This is a genomic window from Tepidiphilus sp. HLB4 (genome assembly GCF_054823945.1).
The window spans coordinates 1-20,739 of the sequence record NZ_JSYB01000067.1; the positions used below are offsets into that span (position 1 = coordinate 1).

Consider the following 20,739-nt stretch of genomic DNA (forward strand, 5'->3'; position numbering starts at 1 on the left):
AAACACGTGCTCGACCCGCGCACGCACGCGAGCAATGCGCCTGTTGCGCGCTTTCTGGCGCTTGGGCAGTGGCCGTTGGGGCTTGGCCTTGCGCTGGATCTGCGACCGGTAGCCTTTGGCCAGATCGTGGTGCGATCCGGAACCGTGCGCGAGTGCTCCAGCCCACAGAAGCGCTTGAAGCGCATCCGATCGAGGAGCTGGAACTCCATCTGTTCGTCCGAGAGCCCATAGAGGCGCTTCAACACGACGATGCGCCCCATCGTCTCGATCGGATAGGGCGGCCGTCCGCCTTTGGGCTGATCCTTCGAGGGAAAAATCTTCTCCACTTCCGCCGCCAGCGCCGCAAAGTCGATCACCGAGTCCATCTCCTGCAGGGGATCGCCCAAGCGATCGAGCTTGGCGCGATGTTCTTCTGCGGCAAAGAGGTCGGGCTGGATCGCGGTGCGGCGCGCCATGGTTCGGGCTCCTCTCGAATCAGGACAGAGGATTTTTATCAGAGACCGGGGGTGGAGGGGTTTTTCGAGATGCCCTGTATATCGAGGCAAGGGGAAACCCTGCAGTACTTTAGCCAAATGGATACGGTTAATCGAATTTATTCTTTCGAAGAATAACCTACCAACCCCCGCCCCGTTGAACCGCCTATACCCCTTCGCTACCATCCTCTTCATCTCACCGGAGGATGGACGATGCGTTCCTGGCGTTTTCTTGCCGCCTTGGCGGCCTTGCTGACACTGGTCGCGGCCGGCCCGGCGCGGGCCGAGACGAGTCTGCTCAATGTCTCTTACGACGTCTCGCGCGAGCTCTATAAAGAGATCAACCCGCTCTTCGCTGCTTCGTGGCAGGCGAGCAAGGGGGAGGCGGTGACGATCCGTCAGTCGCATGGCGGCTCGTCCAAGCAGGCGCTTGCCGTGGCGGCGGGGCTGGAGGCGGACGTGGTGACCATGAACCAGGCGTCCGACCTCGAGTTCTTGGCCGAGCGCGGGTTCGTCGCGCCCGACTGGCGCTCGCGCTTTCCGCACGGGGCGGCGCCTTACACCAGCACCATGGTCTTCCTCGTGCGCCGGGGCAATCCCAAGGCCATCCGCGATTGGGACGATCTCGTGCGCGAGGGGGTGCAGGTGATCGTGCCCAATCCCAAGGTGACGGGCAACGGCCGCTATACCTATCTCGCGGCCTGGGGCTACGCCCGGCAGAAGACGGGCTCGGACGAGGGGGCGCGCGCCTTCGTCGCCACGCTCTTTCGCAACGTGCCGGTGCTCGACGGCGGCGGGCGCGGGGCGACCACCACGTTTACCCAGCGCGGGGTGGGCGACGTGCTCGTCACCTTCGAGAACGAGGCTCGCCTGATCGCGCAGGAGCTGGGCGGCAAGGAGTTCGAGATCGTCTATCCGTCCGTCTCCATCGAGGCGCCGGCGCCGGTGGCGGTGGTGGAGCCGGTGGTGGCCAAACGCGGCACGGCGGAGGTGGCGCGCGCTTATTTGCAGTTTCTCTTCAGCGAGCCGGCGCAGGAGGTGATGGCCAAGCACTACTTCCGCCCCAGTGACCCCCAGGTGCGCCAGCGTCACGCGGCGCGTTTCCCCGCGGTGCGCACCTTCACCGTGGAAGAAGTCTTCGGCGGCTGGGCGGCGGTGCAGCGCACGCACTTCGCCGATGGCGGCGTGCTCGACCAGATCCTCGGGCAGAAATGATGGCTGCGCACACGGGCGTGCTGCCGGGTTTCCGCCTCACGCTGGGCTATACGCTGCTCTACCTCTCGCTCATCGTGCTGCTGCCGGTGGCGGCGGTGTTCGGCAAAACGCTGGAGCTGGGCTGGGGCGAGTTCGTGGGCGTGGTGAGCAACCCGCGGGTGCTCGCCGCCTACCGGCTTTCTTTCGGGGCGGCGCTCGCGGCGGCGGCGATCGATGCCGTCTTCGGCCTGCTGCTCGCCTGGGTGCTGGTGCGCTACTCCTTTCCCGGCAAGCGCCTGGTCGACGCTCTCATCGACCTGCCGTTTGCGCTACCCACGGCGGTGGCCGGCATCGCGCTCACCGCGCTCTACGCGCCCAACGGCTGGTTGGGCGGGTGGCTTGCCGCGCTCGGGGTCAAGGTCGCGTTCACGCCGCTGGGCATTCTCGTGGCGCTCGTCTTCATCGGCATTCCTTTCGTGGTGCGCACGGTGCAGCCGGTGTTGGAGGAATTCGAGCCGGAATTCGAGGAGGCGGCCGCGAGCCTGGGGGCGAGCCGCTGGCAGGTGTTCCGCCACGTGATCCTGCCGCACGTGCTGCCGGCCACCGTCACCGGGTTTGCGCTCGCCTTCGCCCGTGCCGTGGGGGAGTACGGCTCGGTGATCTTCATCGCCGGGAACATCCCTTTCGTCTCGGAGATCGCGCCGCTGCTCATCATCGGCCGGCTCGAACAGTACGACGAGGCGGGGGCCACCGCCATCGCCACCGTGATGCTGGCCACCTCTTTTGCCTTGTTGCTCGTCATCAACGCCCTGCAAGCCTGGGCCGCCCGCCGCGGCGGCAAGGAGCAATGAAATGGACGCCGCTGCCGCGCTGCCTGCCCTCGAACTGCCTGCCCGCCGTGCCGCCCTGCGGCCGGTCACGGCCGAGCCCGCGTGGGTACGCCGCGCCCTGATCGCGCTCGCGCTCGCCTTCTTCGGTCTCTTTCTGCTGCTGCCGCTTGCGGCCGTCTTCGTCGAGGCGCTGCGCAAGGGCTGGGCGGTGTATCTGGCCGCACTCGTCGAGCCCGACGCGCTTGCGGCGTTGAAGCTGACGCTCCTTGCCGCCGCCGTCGCCGTGCCGCTCAATCTCGTCTTCGGGGTGGCGGCTGCCTGGGCGATCGCGAAATTCTCCTTCCGCGGCAAGGCGCTGCTGCTCACCCTGATCGATCTCCCCTTCTCGGTCTCGCCGGTGGTGGCAGGGCTGGGGCTGGTGCTGCTCTTTGGCAGTTCCGGCTGGTTCGGCGCGTGGCTCGCGGCGCACGAGGTGAAGATCCTTTTCGCCGTTCCCGGCATCGTGCTCGCCACCGTCTTCGTCACCTTCCCCTTCGTGGCGCGCGAGCTCGTGCCGCTCATGCAGGCGCAGGGGCGCGAGGAAGAAGAGGCGGCGGTGGTGCTGGGCGCGAGCGGCTGGCGCACTTTCTGGCACGTGACGTTACCCAACGTCAAATGGGGCCTGCTCTACGGCGTGATCCTCACCAACGCCCGCGCCATGGGCGAATTCGGCGCGGTGAGCGTCGTCTCCGGCCACATCCGCGGCCAGACCACCACCCTGCCGCTGCACGTCGAGATCCTCTACAACGAATACCAGTTCTCGGCGGCGTTCGCCGTCGCCTCGCTCCTGGCGCTGCTCGCCCTGGTGACCCTGGTCGTCAAGCACGCCATCGAGCGTCGCGGCGATTTTGCCGCCCTGCGCCGTGGGAGCCGCACATGAGCATCGAAGTCCGACACATCTGCAAGCGCTTCGGCGCCTTTACTGCGCTGGCCGACGTCTCGCTCGCCTTCCCCGACGGCGAGCTCGTGGCGTTGCTGGGCCCTTCGGGCTGCGGCAAGACCACGCTCCTGCGCGTGATCGCCGGCTTGGAGCAGCCGGACTCGGGGCAGGTGCTCTTCGATGGCGAGGACGCCTCCGACACCCACGTGCGCGAACGCCGCGTCGGTTTCGTCTTCCAGCACTATGCGCTCTTCCGCCACATGAGCGTGTTCGACAACGTGGCGTTTGGCCTGCGCATGAAACCGCGGCGCGAGCGCCCGGGCGAGGCCGAGATCCGCCGCCGCGTGATGGCGCTGCTCGAACTGGTGCAACTGGACTGGATCGCCGATCGCTTCCCCTCGCAGCTCTCCGGCGGGCAGCGCCAGCGCATCGCGCTCGCCCGGGCGCTGGCGGTCGAACCCAAGGTGCTGCTGCTCGACGAGCCGTTCGGGGCGCTCGACGCCAAGGTGCGCAAGGAGCTGCGCCGCTGGCTGCGGCGCCTGCACGACGAGCTGCACGTCACCTCGATTTTCGTCACCCACGACCAGGAAGAGGCGCTGGAGGTGGCCGACCGCGTGGTGCTGATGCATCGCGGCCGCGTCGAACAGGTGGGAACGCCGGAGGCGGTCTATCACCATCCCGCCACGCCCTTCGTCTACGACTTCCTCGGTTCGGTCAACCGCTTCGAGGGGCGGCTGGAAGCAACGGGGCTGCGGGTGGGCGAGTCGCTGCTGCCGCACGAGGCACCGCTTCCCGCCGGTGAGGAAGTGGTCGCCTTCGCCCGGCCTTTCGAGCTCGACATCGTTCCGGCCGAGTCGGGGCAGGGCGTGCCGGCGCGCGTGGCCCGAATCCTGGCCTTCGGGGCGAGCGCCCGGGTGGAACTGGACGGGGAGGGCGAGCCCGCGCGCCGCTTCGAGGTCGAGCTGCCGCGCGAGCGCTGCGCCGCCTTGGCGCTTTCCCCCGGCCAGCCGGTGCGGCTCGTGCCGGCCCGGCTGCGGGTGTTCGCCGTACGCGCTGAGCCCTAGCCGATCTTGAACCGGCCTACCGCCTGGCGCAGCGTCTGCATCGCGTCTTCGATGAGTTTCACGGCGGCGGTGGCGCGGTTGACCGTCTGATGGTTCTTGTCGGCCATCTGCACGATGGTCTCGACGTTGCGGGCCACCTGGTTGCTGGCCACCGACTGTTCCTTGAGCGCGTCGGAGATGTGGCTGGCGTAGTCGATGACGCGCCCCGAGCCCTCGGCGATGCGCTCGATCGACTCGCCCGCGGCGTTGGCGAGCTGCACCCCCTGTTCGACCTCGGCCACGCTGGTCTCCATTGCCGTCACTGCCTGCTTCGTGCCCTGCTGGATGTGGGCGATCATCTCGGTGATCTCCTGGGTCGACACGGTGGTGCGCTCGGCCAGTTTCCTCACCTCGTCGGCCACCACCGCGAAGCCGCGGCCGTATTCGCCGGCGCGCGCCGCTTCGATGGCGGCGTTCAAGGCGAGCAGGTTCGTCTGCTCGGCGATCGTCTCGATCACGTTGACGATGGAGGTGATCTCGGCGGAGTGTTTCTCCAGCTGGCCGATGTCCTTGGCCGCTTCGGTGACGCGATCGGCGATCTTCTTGATACTCTCGACCGTACGCTGCATCACCTCACCACCTTCCTTGGCGATGGCACCCGATTCGCGGGCCACGCTGCTCGCTTCCTCGGCGTTCTTCGCCACCTCGCCGATGCTCACCGTGAGCTCTTCCACCGCTGCGGCCATGGTGGAGGAGGCGTCGTTCTGTTCATTGACGGCGCGCTCCACGTCGCCGGCGACGGTGGCAAGCGTCGTGGCGGCCTCGGAGAGGTGATCGGTGTTGCGCCGGATCTCTCCCAGCATCTCGCGCAGCGATTGCTGCATCGTGGCCACCGCCTGTAGCATCCGGCCGATCTCGTCGCTACCCTCGACGCGCACCGGCGTGGTGAGATCCCCGGCAGCGGTGGCCTCGGCCGCCTGCAGCGCGATGGCGATGCGCCCTCCGATGCTGCGCGCGAGCGCCAGGGCGAACGTGATCGCCAGGGCGAAGGCCACCGCGCCGCTGCCGTATAGAACCCACTGCGTCTGGGCGGAGATCTCGTCCAACTCTTGGAGCCTTTGCTGCAGCAGACCGTGCCGTTCTTCAATGATTTGGGCAAAGGTGGCGCGAATCTCATCCATTTTGGCCTTGCCGCGCTCGCTGCGCACGAGCGCTTCCATCTCGGCAAACGAGGCCCTGCCGGCATTGATTTCTTGCCGCAGGGCGATCAGCGGCGTGAGCCCTTGCTGCTGCCACTCCTTGCCCATGGCTGCCAGCCGTTCGATCGCCGCGCGACGCTGCGGAGTTTTGGTGTTCGCCAAAGCTTCCTGGAATGCCTTCTGGAATTCCTGTTCGCCGATTTGGACCGGCTCGAGAAAACTCTCCTTGCCCGAGAGGGCGAAACCGCGTACGCCGGTCTCCATGTTGATGAGCGCCTCGCGCATGCGGGTGAGGGCAGTAATGACTCCGTGCGAGCGGTCGACTTCCTCGACGGCCTCCGCCATGAGCGACAGATTGTAAGAAGTGACGGTGATCACGACGGCGATCATCGCCGCCACGGCGCAGAACGAGGTGATGAGCTTGCTCTTTACGCTGAGAGACATGATTGGACCTCGGCTCGGAAGGATGGTTGCTGAACATTTTAGGGCAGGGCGAGGCGGATCGATGCGAAAAATGACGTGGTTTTTTCTGGCAAATCCGCGTTTTCATGATCCTGACACCACGACGGTGCTATGCTGATGGAAGTGTGAGGCCGCATGGTGCCGCTTCACCGTCGTGCAAGGAGAACTCTATGAAGAAGACCATGAAAGCCGCCGTGTTCGTCGCGCCGGGGCGCATCGAGCTGCAGGAGCGCCCGATTCCCGAGATCGGGCCCACCGATGCGCTGCTGCGCGTCACCACCACGACGATCTGCGGCACCGACGTGCACATCCTCAAGGGGGAATACCCCGTGCGGCCCGGCCTCATCATCGGTCATGAACCGGTGGGCATCATCGAGAAGCTCGGCAGCGCCGTCACCGGCTTCGAAGTCGGCCAGCGCGTCATCGCCGGGGCGATCACGCCCTGTGGGCAGTGCAACAGTTGCCTCGACGGCGTCTCCAGCCAGTGCGGCGGCAAGGTCATGGGCGGCTGGCAACTGGGCAACACCATCGACGGCTGCCAGGCCGAGTACGTGCGCATCCCCAACGCCCAGGCAAACCTCACTCCCGTTCCCGATGGCCTCACCGACGAAGAAGTGCTGATGTGCCCCGACATCATGAGCACGGGGTTTTCGGGGGCCGAGAGCGGCGAAGTGCGCATCGGCGACATCGTCGTCGTCTTCGCCCAGGGGCCCATCGGCCTGTGCGCCACTGCGGGAGCGAAGCTCAAGGGCGCCACCAAGATCATCGCCGTGGAAACGGTGCCGGAGCGCGCCGAGATCGCCCGTCGGCTCGGGGCCGACATCGTCATCGACTTCAAGCAGGTCGATCCGGTACAGAAGATCATGGAGATCACCAACGGGCGCGGCGTGGACGTGGCCATCGAGGCGCTGGGCACCCAGCGCACGTTCGAATCCTGCCTGCGCGCGCTCAAGCCGGGCGGCACGCTCTCGAGCCTGGGCGTGTATTCCGGCAAACTCGAACTGCCGCTCGATGCCTTCGCCGCCGGGCTGGGTAACCACAAGATCGTCACCACCCTGTGCCCCGGCGGCAAGGAGCGCATGCGTCGCCTGCTCGAAGTGGTCGCCAGCCGCCGCGTGGACCTCACGCCGCTCGTGACGCACCACTATAAGCTCGACGACATCGTGGCCGCTTACGACCTCTTCGCCAACCAGCGCGACGGCGTGCTGAAGGTCGCGATCAAGCCGTAATCCTGAGCGGGAGTCGGTCGCGCTGGAGTTTGGCGCGAGCCGTGCTCGCGTGGGTCCGGTGCTAGAATGAGAATCGTTCTGGCACCGGACCTTTTTCATGGCTTCGACCATGTCTTCCACGCCACCGCTCGAGCCCTGGCAGCATCCCTTCGAAGTCGATCCCCATGCCCGGCAGCGCATGCGCCGCACCGCGTGGGTGGTGGCGCTCACCTTCGTGACCATGCTCTTCGAGATCGCCTTCGGCTATCTCACCGGTTCGATGGCGCTCACCGCCGATGGTTGGCACATGGGCTCGCACGTGGCCGCGCTCGGCGTGGCGGTGTTCGCCTATCACTATGCCGAGCGGCATGCCGCCAACCCGCGCTTCACCTTCGGCACCGGCAAGGTGAGCGCGCTCGGCGGCTATACCAGCGCGCTGCTGCTTGCGCTCGTCGCCCTGGGGCTGGTGTGGGAGTCGGTCGAGCGGCTGCTTGCGCCGCGCACGATCGCCTACGACGAGGCGCTGCTGGTGGCGGTGATCGGACTCGTCGTGAACCTGGCGAGCGCCGTGATCCTTGGGGCGGGGCACGAGCATGACCACGGTCATGGACATGCGCACGGCCACGGGCATGAAGGGGATAATACGGCGCATGGGCACGAGCATGGTCGTGCGCCGAAGCAGCAGGGTGGGGCGACGGTCGCGGAGACGATCGGGCGCGCCCCGGTCGATCCGAACTACCGCGGCGCCTTCCTGCACGTGCTGGCCGATGCCTTCACCTCGGTGCTGGCGATCGCCGCGCTCGCTGCGGGGAAATGGGGGGGGTGGGCCTGGTTCGACCCCTTGATCGGCCTGGTCGGCGCCGCCGTCATCCTCTATTGGAGCGCGGGGCTTGCGCGCACGTCCATGCGCTCGCTGCTCGACGCGGAGGATTTCGGCGCGCTCGAGCACGAGATCGTCGATCGCCTGCAGCGCGACGGCCTCACCCGCGTCACCGATCTGCACGTCTGGCGCCTGGGACCGCAGACCTTCGCCTGCATCGTCACGCTCGATTCCTCGCAGCCGGAGAGCGCCCAGCAGTACAAGGAGCGGCTCAAAGACCTGTCGGCCCTGAGTCACCTGACCATCGAAGTCAATCGCACCCCGGCAGGGGAGGGTTGAGGAGCGGTACAACCTCGGCTTATCATCATGCGATCGCGCCGACGCCTTCCTTGAGCGTGAACCGACCTAAAACACCAAAGAGGAGCGAGACATGGAAACCCTAGACCGATTGCTCTCGACGTTGGCCAACTTCGTTTGGGGCGTGCCGATGCTGGTGTTGCTGGTGGGCACCGGCCTGTATCTCACCATCGTGCTGCGGGGCGTGCAGTTCCGCGCTTTGGGGCATGCTTTTCGCCTGATCTTCCACAAGGAGCCGAGCGCCGCGGGAGATATCAGCCATTTCGCCGCGCTCACCACGGCGCTTGCGGCCACCGTGGGTATCGGCAACATCGTCGGGGTGGCGACCGCCATCACCCTTGGTGGGCCGGGCGCGGTATTCTGGATGTGGGTGACGGGGCTGGTGGGCATGGCCACGAAGTATGCCGAGGCGGTACTGGCGGTGAAGTACCGCGAGCCGGGGGCGCTCGGCTACAAGGGCGGGCCGATGTATTACCTTACCAACGGTCTGGGGATGCGCTGGCTCGGCGTACTCTTTGCCGTCTTCACCGTGATCGCCTCCTTCGGCATCGGTAACATGACGCAGGTCAATGCGGTGTCGCAGCTGCTCGCCTCCACCGCCGGCATCCCAACCTGGGTCTCGGGCGGCGTGATGCTCTTTCTCACCGCGCTGGTGATCCTGGGCGGGGTGAAGAGCATCGGGCGCTTCACTGCCTGGCTCGTGCCCTTCATGATCTTTTTCTACTGCCTGGCGGCGATCGTCGTGCTCGTTTTGCAATGGGATCGACTGCTGCCGGCGCTCGAATCGATCTTCTACTACGCCTTCCACCCGCATGCGGCCGCGGGCGGCTTCGCTGGGGCAACGGTGGCGGCGGCGATGCGCTATGGCCTGGCGCGCGGCGTGTTCTCCAACGAATCAGGGCTGGGGTCGGCGCCGATCGCCGCGGCGGCAGCCAAGACCGACGATCCGGTGAAACAGGCCCTGGTGTCGATGACCCAGACCTTCATCGACACCCTGGTGGTGTGCACCATGACCGCGCTGGTGATCCTGACGGCGCCGCACTGGCTCGAAGGGGTTTCGCCGGCGGATCTGACGATGCGCAGTTTCGCGCACAACCTCGGCAGCGTCGGTGCCTGGGTGGTGATCATCGCCACCGTGCTCTTTGCCTATTCCACGGTGATCGGCTGGAGCTACTATGGCGAGAAAGCGTTCGAGTTCCTCTTCGGGCACAAGGCGATCCGCATCTACCGCACGGTGTTCGTGGCGGTGATCCTGGTGGGAGCCACGGTGAAGCTGGAGCTGGTGTGGAATTTCTCGGACGTGGCCAATGGCCTGATGGCGGTGCCCAACCTGGTGGCCTTGCTGCTGCTCGCCCGGGTGGTGAAGGCGGAGACGGAGCGATACTTTGGCCGGAAGGGTGGGCCGTCTTGAGCGATCAGAGTGAGCGAGGGCCGGGTCAATCGGGCTGCGAGGTCGCACAGGCGGCCACCACCCGGTTGCGCCCGGCCTGCTTGGCGCGATAGAGGGCGGCGTCGGCGCGCGCGAGGGCGACTTCGGGGGAGGGGTCTTCGGGCAGCAGTTCGCTGGCGCCGATGCTTACCGTCATGCGCAGTTCGGGGTGTTGGGGCACGCGGCAGTAGGAGGCCACGGCGTGGCGGATGCGCTCGGCGAGCAGAAGCGCGCCGGCAAGATCGGTGTGCGGCAGGAGCACGGCGAATTCTTCGCCGCCGACGCGGCCGGCGAGATCGGAGCTGCGCAGCGAATCGCGCAGGATCTCGGCAAAGGAGCGCAGCACGGCATCGCCTACGGCGTGCCCGTAGCGGTCGTTCACCGCTTTGAAGTGATCGAGATCGAGCATCAGGACGGCGCAACGGTCCCCTTTGCGGGCCACGCGTTCGCCGGCAAGCAGCAGGGCGGTGAAGAACCGGCGGCGATTGGCCAAGCCCGTGAGCGGATCGGTCTCGGCCTGGTGCCGAAGCTCTTCCTGCATGGCCTTGATCTGCGTGATGTCGGTGAAGACGACCACGGCGCCGCTTCCTGGCACGGGCGTGGCGGTGAGCAGCACGGGGATCAGGTGCCCATCACGGTGGTGGAAGTAGCTTTCCTTCCGTGCGATGATTTTGTTTTCCAGCATGGCACGGAGCACGGGGCATTCCTGGCGCGGATGGGGCGTGCCGTCGGGGTGCTGACCGTGGATCGTCTGATGGGCGTCGAGCCCGAGGACTTCGCTGGCGCGGTAGCCGAGGATACGCTCCGCCGCGGGGTTCCAGAAGACGATCGCACCGTCCGTGTCGATGCCGAAAATGCCTTCGCCGACGGCATCGAGCAGCGTCTTCAGGGTCTGCGCTCGCTCGGCGGCGATCCTCGAGGCTTCCTGGGCGCGGCGGATGGCGCGCTTGTACTCGGTGACGTCCATCACCAGGCCGACGAGGTAGCGTGCCCGGCCGTTTTCGTCGAACAGGGGGGTGATGGAGGCCGAGAACTCGCGCCAGCCGTGGGCGGTAGCCATCGCGGTCTCGGTGCGCAGGGTCCGTCCTTCCTCCAGACTGCGTCGGAGATTCTTTTCGATGTGTTCGGCGGTCTGCGGTGGAAAGAGCTCGCGGGGGCTCGCGCCGATCCAGCGCTCGGGCGACAGGCCGAACAGCTCGTAGAGCTTGGCGTTGCCAGTGCGGAAGCGGAATCCCTCGGGGGTGACCTCGGCCACGTAGCAGATTTCCTGGAGGTTATCGAGCACGGTGTGGTAGAGGACTTCCTGCTCGCGCAGCTTGCGCTCGGCCTCGACGCGCGCGGTGACGTCGGCGATGAAGCCGTACCACAGGGTGGATCCGTCGGGCTGGCGTTCGGGGGTGGCTTCGCCCTCGGCCCAGACGATGCGCCCGTCGGGGTGCACGTGCCGGTAGAGGAGCCGCCAGGGTTCGAGCGTGGCCACGGAATGGTCGGAGGTTTCCCTCATCGCCGCCTGGTCTTCGGGGTGCACCGAGGCAAAGAAGGGCGTGGCGTCTTCGCGCACCGCTTCCGGGTCGATGCCGCAGATGCGGCGCATGCCTTCGCTCGCGTAGGGGAAGGACATGTGATCGTCCGGTGTACGTTTGAAGATGTAGATGACGCCGGGCAGGTGGCGGGCGAGCTTGTCGAGCAGCGCCCTTTGCTCGGCTTCGCGGCTGACGTCGAGGAGTGCTCCGCTGAGAAACTGGGGCCGACCTTGTCCGTCGCGTACCAGGGTGACCTTGTCTTCCACCCAGACATAGTGGCCGTCGGCATGGCGCAGCCGGTAGCGGCGCAGGAGCGTGTCGTCGGGCCAGCGGCGGAAGTCGAGCGTGCGCTGCACCGCGTCGCGATCCTCGGGGTGGATGCGCTCCAGCCACCAATGCGGATCGGAACACGGTTCTACCGGTAGGTTGCCCAAGAGGTCCTTGACGTTCTCGCTGACGAAGAGGGGTTGAGTGGTGCCGTTGGCCGGAACTGCGTAGAGCACGGCGGGGCTCGCGCGCAGAAAACCGTCCAGGCGGGCGCGTTCTTCGTCCAGCGCTTCTCGCATCCGCCGCAGCTCGGTGACGTCCCGCTGAAAAGAGACCAGCACCGTTTCCCCGTCGAGCGTGATCGGCTGGATGATCTCGTCGGCCCAGTAGAGCGAACCGTCCTTGCGGCGGTTGAGGATGTCGTTGCGCCAGCGCTGCCCGGAGAGCACCGTTTGCCAGAGCGTGCGGTAGAACTCGAGGGGCATCTGGCCGGACTTGAGCAGGCGCGGCGTCTTGCCCACGATTTCCTCGCGTGCGTAGCCGGTGAGCCGGGTGAATTCGGCATTGACGTCGCGCACCACGCCGTTCGTATCGGCGATGAGGATGGCGTCGGGCGAGTGCTCGAAAAGGGGGCCGGCGAGCAGAGCGAGGGCAGTGTGCATGGGGGCTCACGGCAAGAAGCCGTTTGAATTATAAGGGGCGAACGGAGTATTTCGGTTGGCGTATGGCGGGCTTAAAGACCATTGACCTCAAGGTGTCATCGCCCATGGATCGACGAGGCGCAGACCCGGAATGCCAGAAAAATCGCGTACGTTGCGGCTTGCGAGCGTCGGGTCGCAACTGAGGGCGGTCGCCGCGATCTGGGCATCTTCTACGCTGATCGGACGTCCAGTGCGCAGGCGCACTGCCACGATTTCCGCATAGCGAATGGCGGCGGACTCATCGAAGGGAAGGCAGCGATCGGCAAAATTTTCTCGGAACATGCTCTGCGCAACGCTGTAGAGTGCTTGGCGCTTCCGGCCGTCTGGCAAAAGGGCGATGCCCAGTTCGATTTCGGCACGGACGGTGGCACAGAGGTAGACCTGGGAGGGCACTTGGCGATCGAGCCAGGCGAGCACCTGCGGCGCCGGGGTGGGGCGCATGAGTTCGGACAGGACATTGGTATCGAGCAGGATCATGCCGTCTCGTCTTGGAAGGGAGGCGGTCGCGGGGCCGTGCGGGGGGGGATGGGGAGACCGTCCACTCCGAGGTCGTGGAAGCGCTGAGCAATGCGCTGGCCAAGCCCTGGCGTTTCCTCTTCCAGCACGGCGCGACGCAGCAGACGCCGGGCTTCCTCTTCCACCGAAACGCCGTCTTGCGCGGCACGCCGTTTCAAGGCCGACTCTAGGGTTTCGTCGATCTGGGAGATCGTCAAGCTCGACATGGAAGGCTCCGCTACATGCATCATGCTTTTAGTGTAAGCATCGACCGGCCAGACGGCAAGAAGGTTCGCAGCTTGGGGCGCGGCGCTGCCCTGCGCGACGTGATCGGGAGATCGTCCTTGCGAGGCCGTGGAAGCGCCGGGCGATGCGCCGGCTTCGGGGGCTGCGCCGCAGCGATCACCTGCTGCGGTGTGCTGTCAAGCCCAGCGCCTCGGCAATCGCCAGCGTTGGCTCGGCCTGGTTCATGGTGTAGAAATGCAGCCCCGGGGCGCCGAGCTGGAGCAGGCGCTCGCACAGACGCACGACTACTTCGAGCCCGAAGGCGCGCACCGATTCGGCATCGTCGCCGTAGGCTTCCATCTTCTTGCGGATCCAGCGCGGGATCTCGGCGCCGCAGGCATCCGAAAATCGCGCGAGCCGCGCGAAACTGGTGATCGGCATGATGCCGGGCACGATGGGGGCGGTGACGCCGCGTTTTCCGGCTTCCTCGACGAAGTGGGCGTAAGCGTCGGGGTTGTAGAAGTACTGCGTGAGGGCGCAGTCGGCGCCGGCGCGCATCTTGCGGGCAAACGCGTCGAGGTCGGCCAGGGCGCTGGGGGCCTGCGGGTGATATTCGGGGTAGGCGGCGACGGCGATCCAGAAGTGATCGCCCGTTTCGGCGCGGATGAAGTCGACGAGCTCGCTCGCGTAGCGCAGCTCGCCGGGGTCGCGCACGCCGGAGGGGAGATCACCCCTGAGCGCCACGAGGCGGCGCACGCCGAGCGCCTGGTACTGTTGCAGGATCTCGCGGATCTGGGCGCGGGTGGCGCCGATGCAGGACAGATGCGGGGCGACGTCGAGCCCGGCGCGGTGCAGCCGCTCGACCACGGCGAAGGTGCGCTCGCGGGTGGAGCCGCCGGCACCGTAGGTGACGGAATGGTAGGCCGGGCGCAGGCGCTGGGTGAGGCGCCGGCGCGCCTCCTCGAGCTTGGCCTCCCCTTCGGGCGTTTGTGGGGGGAAGAATTCGACGGAGATCTCGAGCGGCGGCATCGGTCGCTCCTGGGGAGAGTGGTGGGATCAGGGGGCGCCGCCGTCGCACGCGACGGTCGGCGTCTACAGGCTCAGTAGCGGTAGTGTTCGGCCTTGTAGGGCCCGTCGAGGGGCACGCCGATGTAGGCTGCCTGCTCGGGCGTGAGCCGGGTGAGCTGGACGTTGAGGCGGGTGAGCTGCAGCCGGGCGACTTTCTCGTCGAGCTGTTTGGGCAGTCGATAGACGCCCACGGGGTAGCGCTCGGGGTGCGTGTAGAGTTCGATCTGCGCGAGCACCTGGTTGGCAAACGACGAGCTCATCACGAAACTGGGGTGCCCGGTGGCGCAGCCGAGGTTTACCAGCCGCCCTTCGGCGAGCAGGATGATGCGCTTGCCGTCGGGGAAGATGACGTGGTCGACCTGCGGCTTGATGTTCTCCCAGCGGTAGTGGCGCAGCGAATCGACGTCGATCTCGTTGTCGAAGTGGCCGATGTTGCACACGATCGCCTGGTCTTTCATGCGGCGCATGTGCTCGTGGGTGATGACGTGGTAGTTGCCGGTGGCGGTGACGAAAATGTCGGCCTTGTCGCAGGCTTCTTCCATGGTCACCACACGGTAGCCTTCCATCGCCGCCTGCAGGGCGCAGATGGGGTCGATCTCGGTGACCCACACTTCGGCGCGCAGCGCCCGCAGCGCCTGGGCCGAGCCCTTGCCCACGTCGCCGTAGCCGCAGACGACGGCGATCTTGCCGGCGATCATCACGTCGGTGGCGCGCTTGATGCCGTCGAGGAGCGATTCGCGGCAGCCGTAGAGGTTGTCGAACTTGGACTTGGTGACCGAGTCGTTGACGTTGATCGCCGGAAAGCGCAGTTCGCCGCGCTCCTGCATCTGGTAGAGGCGATGCACGCCGGTGGTGGTCTCTTCGGTGACGCCGCGGATCGCCGCAATGCGCCGCGAGTACCAGGAAGGGTCGCGTTCGAGCTGTGCGCGGATGCGGGCAAAGAGCGCTTTCTCCTCGATGCTCGTGGGGTGGTCGAGCACGCTCGGGTCGCGCTCGGCCTTGGTGCCCAGGTGCAGCAGGAGGGTGGCGTCGCCCCCGTCGTCGAGGATCATGTTGGCGTGGCCGCCGTCGGGCCACTCGAAGATGCGGTGGGTGTAGTCCCAGTATTCTTCCAGCGTCTCGCCTTTCTTGGCGAAGACGGGGATGCCTTCGGCGGCGATTGCCGCGGCGGCGTGATCCTGGGTGGAGAAGATGTTGCACGAGGCCCAGCGCACCTGCGCGCCCAGCGCCACCAGCGTCTCGATGAGCACGGCGGTTTGGATGGTCATGTGCAGGCTGCCGGCGATACGGGCGCCCGTGAGCGGTTTTTGCTCGGCGTATTCGCGGCGCAGCGCCATGAGCGCGGGCATCTCGCTCTCGGCGATGCGGATCTCCTTGCGGCCCCATTCGGCCAGCGAAAGATCGGCGACGACGTACTCGGAAATGGATGCGGCCTGGTTCATCGAAATGCTCCTATTCGGGAACGAGGCCGAGCGGATGCGCAGCTCACCTGCGTCTTCCGTCCGGCCGGAGAAGACGGGTGAGCGCCGTTGGATCTGAACCGAGCCTGGCCCGTGCGGGTTGCAGCGCTCCTCGGTTGGCGGGGATTATAGCAAAAGGGCGTAGCACCAAGGGCGGCCGGAGGTCCGGCCGCCCGCGGGGTGGGCGTTACAGCCCGGCGTCGGAGCGCAGCGCTTCGGCCTTGTCGAGCATCTCCCAGGTGAATTCGGGTTCCTCGCGGCCGAAGTGGCCGTAGACGGCGGTTTTGGAATAGATGGGACGCAGGAGGTCCAGCATTTCGATGATGGCGCGCGGGCGCAAGTCGAAGTGCTGGCGCACGAGGGCCTCGATCTTCTCGTCGGGGACCTTGCCGGTGCCGAAGGTCTCGACCATGAGGCTCACGGGACGGGCCACGCCGATGGCGTAGGCGATCTGCACTTCGCAGCGATCCGCCAGACCCGCGGCCACGATGTTCTTCGCCACGTAGCGGGCGGCGTAGGCCGCCGAGCGGTCGACCTTGGAAGGATCCTTGCCGCTGAACGCGCCGCCGCCGTGATGCGCCGCACCGCCATAGGTGTCGACGATGATCTTGCGCCCAGTGAGGCCGCAGTCGCCGTGCGGGCCGCCGACGACGAAGCGCCCGGTGGGATTGATGAGATATTTGATGTCGGGGGCGCGCAGCTGCGATGGGATGATGGGGTGGATGATCTCCTCGATCACCGCCTCGCGGATCTCGTCGTAGGTGATGTCGGGGTGGTGCTGGGTGGAGAGGACGACCGTCTCCACCTGGGTGGGCTTGCCGTCGACGTAGCGTACCGTGACTTGCGACTTGGCGTCGGGCCGCAGCCAGGGAAGCCTGCCATCCTTGCGCACTTCGGCCTGGCGCTGCATGAGGCGGTGGGCGTAGTAGATGGGCAGCGGCATGAGCACCGGGGTTTCCGTGCAGGCGTAGCCGAACATGAGGCCCTGGTCGCCGGCGCCTTGGTCGAGCGGATCGTCGAAAGCCTTGCCCACGCCCTGGGCGATGTCGGGCGATTGGCGGTTGATGGCGGTGAGGATGGCGCAGGACTTGTAGTCGAAGCCGATGTCGGAATCATCGTAGCCGATGCGGCGGATGACGTCCTGCGCGATCTCGCGGTAGTTGGGGTGTGCCTTGGTGGTGATCTCGCCGGAGATGACCACGAGCCCGGTGGAGACGAGGGTCTCGCAGGCGACGCGCCCGTGGGGGTCTTCGCCGAGGATGACGTCGAGCACGCCGTCGGAGATCTGGTCGGCGACCTTGTCCGGGTGCCCTTCCGAGACGGATTCGGAGGTGAAGAGGTATTCCTTGGCCATGCAATCGCTCCCTTCGATCCCCGTGAGGCGGCGTGCCGGCTCTGGGGATCAGGGGAGCGGGCGACGCTTTAGCGGTATTTCTTGTCCGAGCTTGTGAATCGATCTGCTGCGCGGCCCGATTGCGTCGTTGCGCGGTGCTCGCTCCTCGCCTATCTTCGCGATATGTCTCGTCGCTGCGCTCCGTGCGCCTCGCACTCGACCCGCTCGCGACGATTTCTTCACAAGCTCTCCGCCCCGCAAGTTGTCGGATTAACTCGGCGGATGAGCGATAATTATAAATCTTCTTCAAGGTAATGAGGAAATGTCCCGTCTGCTGGTTGCCTTGCTGTGGGTGTTGCATTGGCTGCCGCTGCCGCTGCTGGCGGCGCTCGGCCGCGGTTTCGGGGCGCTGCTCTTTCATCTGGCGCGCTCGCGGCGCCACGTGGCCGAGGTGAATCTGCGGCTGTGCTTTTCCGAATGGACGGAGGCCGAGCGGCGTGCCGTGCTGCGCGAGCACTTCCGCCTGCTGGGGCGCAGCATCCTGGAGCGGGGGATTTCCTGGTTTGCCCCGGCCGAGCGCATCCGGCGGCTGGTGCGGCTCGAGGGCAAGGAGCATCCGGATGGCGTGCGCGCCCAGGGACGACCGGTGATCCTGCTCGTGCCCCACTTTCTTGGGCTGGACATGGGCGGCACGCGCGTGGCGATGGAGTACGACGGGGTCTACGTCTATTCGCGCCCCAAAAGGGACCCGGTGGCCGATCGATGGCTCAACTGGGGGCGTTCCCGCTTCGGCGATCAGCTGCAGGTGGCGCGCCAGGACGGTATCCGACCGGTGGTGCGCGCTTTGCGCGCCGGTCGGCCGCTCTATTACCTGCCCGACCTGGATTACGGGCGCAAGGAGTCCGTCTTCGTGCCGTTCTTCGGTGTGCCGGCGGCCACGATCACGGGTCTGTCGCGCCTGGCGCGGCTCACCGGCGCGGCGGTGGTGCCCTGCGTCACCGAGATGCTGCCCGATGGAAAGGGCTACGTGACGCGCTTCGGCGAACCCTGGGCGGATTTCCCTTCCGAAGACGAAGTAGCCGACGCGGCACGCATGAACCGCTGGCTCGAAGGCGAGATCCGTCGCATGCCGGCGCAGTACCATTGGGTGCACCGGCGCTTCAAGACGCGGCCTCCGGGGGAGCCGCGGCTGTATTGAGGGGGGATGATGGACGAGACGCAGCATCTCGCGAACCGGCTGCGACGGGTGGCATTGTTCGCCTTGCTGGACGAGGAGGAGTTGGAAGCGCTGGCGCGGCGCTGCCGGCCAGTGCAGCTCGCGCGCGACGAGGTGCTGTTCTTGCGCGGCGAGCCGGCGCGCGGTTTTTACCTGGTGGAGCGCGGGCGCATCAAACTGTTTCTCGATTCTCCTTCGGGGGCGGAGAAGATCGTCGACACCGTCGGGCCGGGCGGGACCTTCGGCGAGGCGGTGATGTTTCTCGACCAACCGTATCCGGTGTCGACGGCGGCGCTCGGCGAGGCCGAGCTCGTCTTCGTGCCCAAGGAGGCGGTGGATGAATTGCTGGAGCGTCGGCCGGACTTTTGCCGTCGCATGCTCGCCGGCATGGCGATGCGGTTGCGCGTCATGGTGCGCGATATCGAGGCGTATTCGTTGCAGACGGCGGCCCAGCGGGTGATCGGCTATCTGCTGCAATCCTGCGAGCACGAGCGCGGGGAGGCAACGATCGAGCTGCCACTGCCGCGCTACGTGATCGCCTCGCGCCTCAACCTGACGCCGGAGACGCTGTCGCGCGTTTTCCACGAGCTCGCGCAGCAGGGAGTGTTGCGATCCGAAGGGCGTAGGGTGGTGGTGCCGGACGTGGGGCGGTTGAGGGATTATGGGGGGAGGGAAGAGCGGCGCTGAATGCGAGCGGTTTCACGGCCGGGTGAGCTCGGCGTAGAGCCGCGGCAGGCGGGCGGCGAGTTCGCCGAGGCGTTGCACGACGACGTGGCCATCATGGCCGAAGAGGTAGGGCAGAACATCGGCGGCTTCGCGGTCGATCGCGACGCAGAAGGGGCGGATACCGCGCCGGCGGCATTCGAAGAGGGCGCGCCGTGTGTCTTCGATGCCGTAGCGGCCGTCGTAGTGGTCGATGTCGTGCGGTTTGCCGTCGGTGAGCACGAGCAGCAGTTTTTGCCGCGAAGCCGTGGCGGCGAGCCGGTCGGCGGCGTGGCGGATGGCTGCGCCGAGGCGGGTGTAGTCGCCGGGGCGTAGCGCGAGGATGCGACCGCGCACGGCCGGCCCGTTGCGCTCGCCGAAATCTTTGAGTCGATGGTAACGCACGTGTGCGTGGCCGAGCGAGGAAAAGGCGGCCACGGCAAGGGCGTCGCCCGCCGCTTCGATCGCCTCGGTGAACACGAGCAGCGCGTCGCGGATCACATCGATGACGCGGTGCGCATCATCGGCGTGCGCGTCGGTAGACAGCGACACGTCGGCGAGCAGCAGGCAGGAGAGGTCGCGCGCCGTGCGCGGGGTGTCGATATAGCGCGGTTGCGCCGAGACGGGGCAGCCGGAGCGCAGTTCGGCGTGGCGACGGACCCAGTCGTCAAGATCGAGCGCGTCGCCCTCGGGCTGACCCGCCTGGGGCCGGCGCTCGCTGCGGATGCGTTCGAGTTCGGCGCGCAGTCGTTGCGTGAGCGGGCGAAGCTGTCCGGGCAAAGGGGCGGGCATCGCCTCGTCACGGGGCAGATCGATGCGGCAGTGATCGGGGCGGTACTGGCCGCGGCGATAATCCCATTCGGGCAGCAGGATTCCCTCCCTCAGCCTTTCATCGGCGTCTGCGGCGGGCGGGCGTTCCAGGTCCATGCGCACGCGGGAGGCGACGGGGTCGGAGTCCTCGGCGAGCGCCAGCCGTTCGAGCTGGGCGGCGGCACGTCCGGCTTCGTCCCCCTCGGCGTCTTCGAGCGAGCGGTCGACGCGCACGTATTCCGCCCAGCACAGCAGGCTCTCGGCGCGAAACGCGAGCAGCATGCCGTGCTGCGAGCCAGGGTCTTCCGTCGCCTCGGTCTGGATCGGGGCCGCGGCCGAAGAGGAAGCCCCGTCCTTGGCGGTAGGCGGGGGACGGCGCCGAGCCGCCGCGGCATCGGTCTCCTGAGGCATCAGCCACAGCATCACCGGCCGCGGCGGGCGCGGTGAGGCCGGAAAGGTGCGCACGCTGCCGGGAGCACGCAGGGCGGCGCGGATCGCTTCTTCCACGGCAGCGTCGACCGGAGGCAGCTGGTGCGGTAGGGGGCGAAGCGCGAGGCTTGCTGCGACGAGGCGATCATAGCGTTCCTGCCACGCAGGGTAGCGGGCGAGCGCCACGGCGGTGGCGCGCTGGTTGGCGAGCCACCACGGTTCGCCGTTGGGGACGAAATGGGCAGCGAGCAGGGCGAGCCAGAAATAGAGGTCGCGGTTGAGGGGGCGTTTGGGAAAATGGGCGATCGCGGCGGGAAGGCGCAGCTCGTCGGCGGTGAGATGGGGAAGTTCGGTAAGACGGCCGGTTCCGGCGAGCCGTTCGCGCCACGTACGCCGCCCTTCGTGGATACGGCGTTCGGCCACGGCGAATCTGCGTCCGGCCTCGCCGCCCACGCCGCGGAAGAATACCGACAGGGGGCGCCGTAAGGATTCGAGGCGGATTTCGGCCTGGGGGTGGTGCGCTTCGGCGAGGTGCCGCACCCAGCGATCCCACAGCGCTCCGGCCCAGGTCTCCAT

The 20,739-nt window shown here is 66.9% G+C and carries 18 protein-coding genes and 1 riboswitch; of the genes, 9 read left to right on the forward strand and 9 right to left on the reverse strand.

The annotated features are described in order from the left end of the window. A partial coding sequence (locus OA56_RS09155) for a transposase (protein WP_461584832.1) occupies positions 1–455 on the reverse strand: 455 nt, incomplete at its 3' end. 231 nt (positions 456–686) lie between these two features. Here OA56_RS09155 and OA56_RS09160 point away from each other — a divergent pair. From OA56_RS09160 to OA56_RS09175, 4 genes are read left to right on the forward strand one after another with little or no spacing between them, the layout of a single operon-like run. Further along, positions 687–1,688, forward strand: a complete 1,002-nt coding sequence (locus OA56_RS09160; RefSeq protein WP_461584834.1) for a sulfate ABC transporter substrate-binding protein — start codon at positions 687–689, stop codon at positions 1,686–1,688. After that, positions 1,685–2,518 carry a sulfate ABC transporter permease subunit CysT gene (gene cysT / locus OA56_RS09165; RefSeq protein WP_461584836.1) on the forward strand — a complete coding sequence of 278 codons (834 nt, stop codon included), beginning with the start codon at positions 1,685–1,687 and terminating at the stop codon, positions 2,516–2,518. The genes OA56_RS09160 and cysT overlap by 4 nt, the downstream gene beginning before the upstream one ends. Before the next feature lies 1 nt (position 2,519). Beyond that, a complete protein-coding gene (cysW, locus tag OA56_RS09170) occupies positions 2,520–3,416 on the forward strand; it encodes a sulfate ABC transporter permease subunit CysW (RefSeq protein ID WP_461584838.1) in 897 nt (298 codons plus the stop codon). Continuing rightward, a complete protein-coding gene (locus OA56_RS09175) occupies positions 3,413–4,480 on the forward strand; it encodes a sulfate/molybdate ABC transporter ATP-binding protein (RefSeq protein ID WP_461584840.1) in 1,068 nt (355 codons plus the stop codon). Before cysW ends, OA56_RS09175 begins: the two co-directional genes overlap by 4 nt. On the opposite strand, the gene OA56_RS09180 is transcribed toward OA56_RS09175, so the two are convergent. Next, on the reverse strand, positions 4,477–6,102 hold the full coding sequence (locus OA56_RS09180; RefSeq protein WP_461584842.1) for a methyl-accepting chemotaxis protein: 1,626 nt from the start codon (positions 6,100–6,102) through the stop codon (positions 4,477–4,479). The genes OA56_RS09175 and OA56_RS09180 overlap by 4 nt on opposite strands. A 188-nt stretch (positions 6,103–6,290) precedes the next feature. Here OA56_RS09180 and OA56_RS09185 point away from each other — a divergent pair, with 188 nt between their 5' ends. The 3 genes from OA56_RS09185 to OA56_RS09195 all read left to right on the forward strand — a co-directional run bounded on the left by OA56_RS09185 (position 6,291) and on the right by OA56_RS09195 (position 9,916). Continuing rightward, complete coding sequence (locus OA56_RS09185; protein WP_037989189.1) at positions 6,291–7,349, forward strand: NAD(P)-dependent alcohol dehydrogenase; 1,059 nt, start codon at positions 6,291–6,293, stop codon at positions 7,347–7,349. Between the two features lie 97 nt (positions 7,350–7,446). Continuing rightward, entirely contained in the window at positions 7,447–8,487 is a 1,041-nt protein-coding gene (gene dmeF, locus OA56_RS09190; protein ID WP_206202219.1) for a CDF family Co(II)/Ni(II) efflux transporter DmeF, read from the forward strand. A 91-nt stretch (positions 8,488–8,578) separates the two neighbouring features. Then, positions 8,579–9,916 (forward strand): alanine/glycine:cation symporter family protein, encoded by a 1,338-nt coding sequence (locus OA56_RS09195; protein WP_141056159.1) that lies wholly within the window; start codon positions 8,579–8,581, stop codon positions 9,914–9,916. Between the two features lie 25 nt (positions 9,917–9,941). On the opposite strand, the gene OA56_RS09200 is transcribed toward OA56_RS09195, so the two are convergent. The 6 genes from OA56_RS09200 to metK all read right to left on the reverse strand — a co-directional run bounded on the left by OA56_RS09200 (position 9,942) and on the right by metK (position 17,027). Next, positions 9,942–12,386, reverse strand: coding sequence for a sensor domain-containing diguanylate cyclase (locus tag OA56_RS09200; RefSeq protein WP_461584845.1), 2,445 nt, complete (start codon positions 12,384–12,386; stop codon positions 9,942–9,944). An 87-nt stretch (positions 12,387–12,473) separates the two neighbouring features. After that, on the reverse strand, positions 12,474–12,902 hold the full coding sequence (locus OA56_RS09205; protein ID WP_461584847.1) for a PIN domain-containing protein: 429 nt from the start codon (positions 12,900–12,902) through the stop codon (positions 12,474–12,476). After that, positions 12,899–13,147 (reverse strand): FitA-like ribbon-helix-helix domain-containing protein, encoded by a 249-nt coding sequence (locus OA56_RS09210; protein ID WP_028873868.1) that lies wholly within the window; start codon positions 13,145–13,147, stop codon positions 12,899–12,901. The genes OA56_RS09205 and OA56_RS09210 overlap by 4 nt, the downstream gene beginning before the upstream one ends. 175 nt (positions 13,148–13,322) lie before the next feature. Next, positions 13,323–14,174, reverse strand: coding sequence for a methylenetetrahydrofolate reductase [NAD(P)H] (gene metF / locus OA56_RS09215; protein WP_461584849.1), 852 nt, complete (start codon positions 14,172–14,174; stop codon positions 13,323–13,325). 71 nt (positions 14,175–14,245) lie between these two features. Beyond that, positions 14,246–15,655 carry an adenosylhomocysteinase gene (ahcY, locus tag OA56_RS09220; RefSeq protein WP_461584851.1) on the reverse strand — a complete coding sequence of 470 codons (1,410 nt, stop codon included), beginning with the start codon at positions 15,653–15,655 and terminating at the stop codon, positions 14,246–14,248. A gap of 72 nt (positions 15,656–15,727) precedes the next feature. Then, a riboswitch (S-adenosyl-L-homocysteine riboswitch) is annotated at positions 15,728–15,793 on the reverse strand. 67 nt (positions 15,794–15,860) lie between these two features. Beyond that, a complete protein-coding gene (metK, locus tag OA56_RS09225) occupies positions 15,861–17,027 on the reverse strand; it encodes a methionine adenosyltransferase (protein ID WP_461584853.1) in 1,167 nt (388 codons plus the stop codon). 301 nt (positions 17,028–17,328) lie between these two features. Between metK and OA56_RS09230 the strand changes: the two genes are divergently transcribed. After that, complete coding sequence (locus OA56_RS09230; RefSeq protein WP_028873872.1) at positions 17,329–18,204, forward strand: lysophospholipid acyltransferase family protein; 876 nt, start codon at positions 17,329–17,331, stop codon at positions 18,202–18,204. Positions 18,205–18,210: 6 nt separating this feature from the next. After that, complete coding sequence (locus OA56_RS09235) at positions 18,211–18,909, forward strand: Crp/Fnr family transcriptional regulator (protein ID WP_055423963.1); 699 nt, start codon at positions 18,211–18,213, stop codon at positions 18,907–18,909. Positions 18,910–18,921: 12 nt separating this feature from the next. Here the strand turns inward: OA56_RS09235 and OA56_RS09240 are convergent, their stop codons facing one another. Then, positions 18,922–20,739, reverse strand: a complete 1,818-nt coding sequence (locus tag OA56_RS09240; protein ID WP_461584856.1) for a nitric oxide reductase activation protein NorD — start codon at positions 20,737–20,739, stop codon at positions 18,922–18,924.

What these genes read in the sequence shown, in the direction of transcription:
- ahcY (WP_461584851.1), bottom strand. Translation starts at nt 15,655, where the DNA reads ATGAACCAGGCCGCATCCATTTCCGAGTACGTCGTCGCCGATCTTTCG.
- OA56_RS09180 (WP_461584842.1), bottom strand. Translation starts at nt 6,102, where the DNA reads ATGTCTCTCAGCGTAAAGAGCAAGCTCATCACCTCGTTCTGCGCCGTG.
- OA56_RS09210 (WP_028873868.1), bottom strand. Translation starts at nt 13,147, where the DNA reads ATGTCGAGCTTGACGATCTCCCAGATCGACGAAACCCTAGAGTCGGCC.
- dmeF (WP_206202219.1), top strand. Translation starts at nt 7,447, where the DNA reads ATGGCTTCGACCATGTCTTCCACGCCACCGCTCGAGCCCTGGCAGCAT.
- OA56_RS09230 (WP_028873872.1), top strand. Translation starts at nt 17,329, where the DNA reads ATGTCCCGTCTGCTGGTTGCCTTGCTGTGGGTGTTGCATTGGCTGCCG.
- OA56_RS09195 (WP_141056159.1), top strand. Translation starts at nt 8,579, where the DNA reads ATGGAAACCCTAGACCGATTGCTCTCGACGTTGGCCAACTTCGTTTGG.
- OA56_RS09200 (WP_461584845.1), bottom strand. Translation starts at nt 12,386, where the DNA reads ATGCACACTGCCCTCGCTCTGCTCGCCGGCCCCCTTTTCGAGCACTCG.
- OA56_RS09160 (WP_461584834.1), top strand. Translation starts at nt 687, where the DNA reads ATGCGTTCCTGGCGTTTTCTTGCCGCCTTGGCGGCCTTGCTGACACTG.
- OA56_RS09235 (WP_055423963.1), top strand. Translation starts at nt 18,211, where the DNA reads ATGATGGACGAGACGCAGCATCTCGCGAACCGGCTGCGACGGGTGGCA.
- metK (WP_461584853.1), bottom strand. Translation starts at nt 17,027, where the DNA reads ATGGCCAAGGAATACCTCTTCACCTCCGAATCCGTCTCGGAAGGGCAC.
- OA56_RS09175 (WP_461584840.1), top strand. Translation starts at nt 3,413, where the DNA reads ATGAGCATCGAAGTCCGACACATCTGCAAGCGCTTCGGCGCCTTTACT.
- OA56_RS09205 (WP_461584847.1), bottom strand. Translation starts at nt 12,902, where the DNA reads ATGATCCTGCTCGATACCAATGTCCTGTCCGAACTCATGCGCCCCACC.
- cysT (WP_461584836.1), top strand. Translation starts at nt 1,685, where the DNA reads ATGATGGCTGCGCACACGGGCGTGCTGCCGGGTTTCCGCCTCACGCTG.
- metF (WP_461584849.1), bottom strand. Translation starts at nt 14,174, where the DNA reads ATGCCGCCGCTCGAGATCTCCGTCGAATTCTTCCCCCCACAAACGCCC.
- OA56_RS09240 (WP_461584856.1), bottom strand. Translation starts at nt 20,739, where the DNA reads ATGGAGACCTGGGCCGGAGCGCTGTGGGATCGCTGGGTGCGGCACCTC.
- cysW (WP_461584838.1), top strand. Translation starts at nt 2,520, where the DNA reads ATGGACGCCGCTGCCGCGCTGCCTGCCCTCGAACTGCCTGCCCGCCGT.
- OA56_RS09185 (WP_037989189.1), top strand. Translation starts at nt 6,291, where the DNA reads ATGAAGAAGACCATGAAAGCCGCCGTGTTCGTCGCGCCGGGGCGCATC.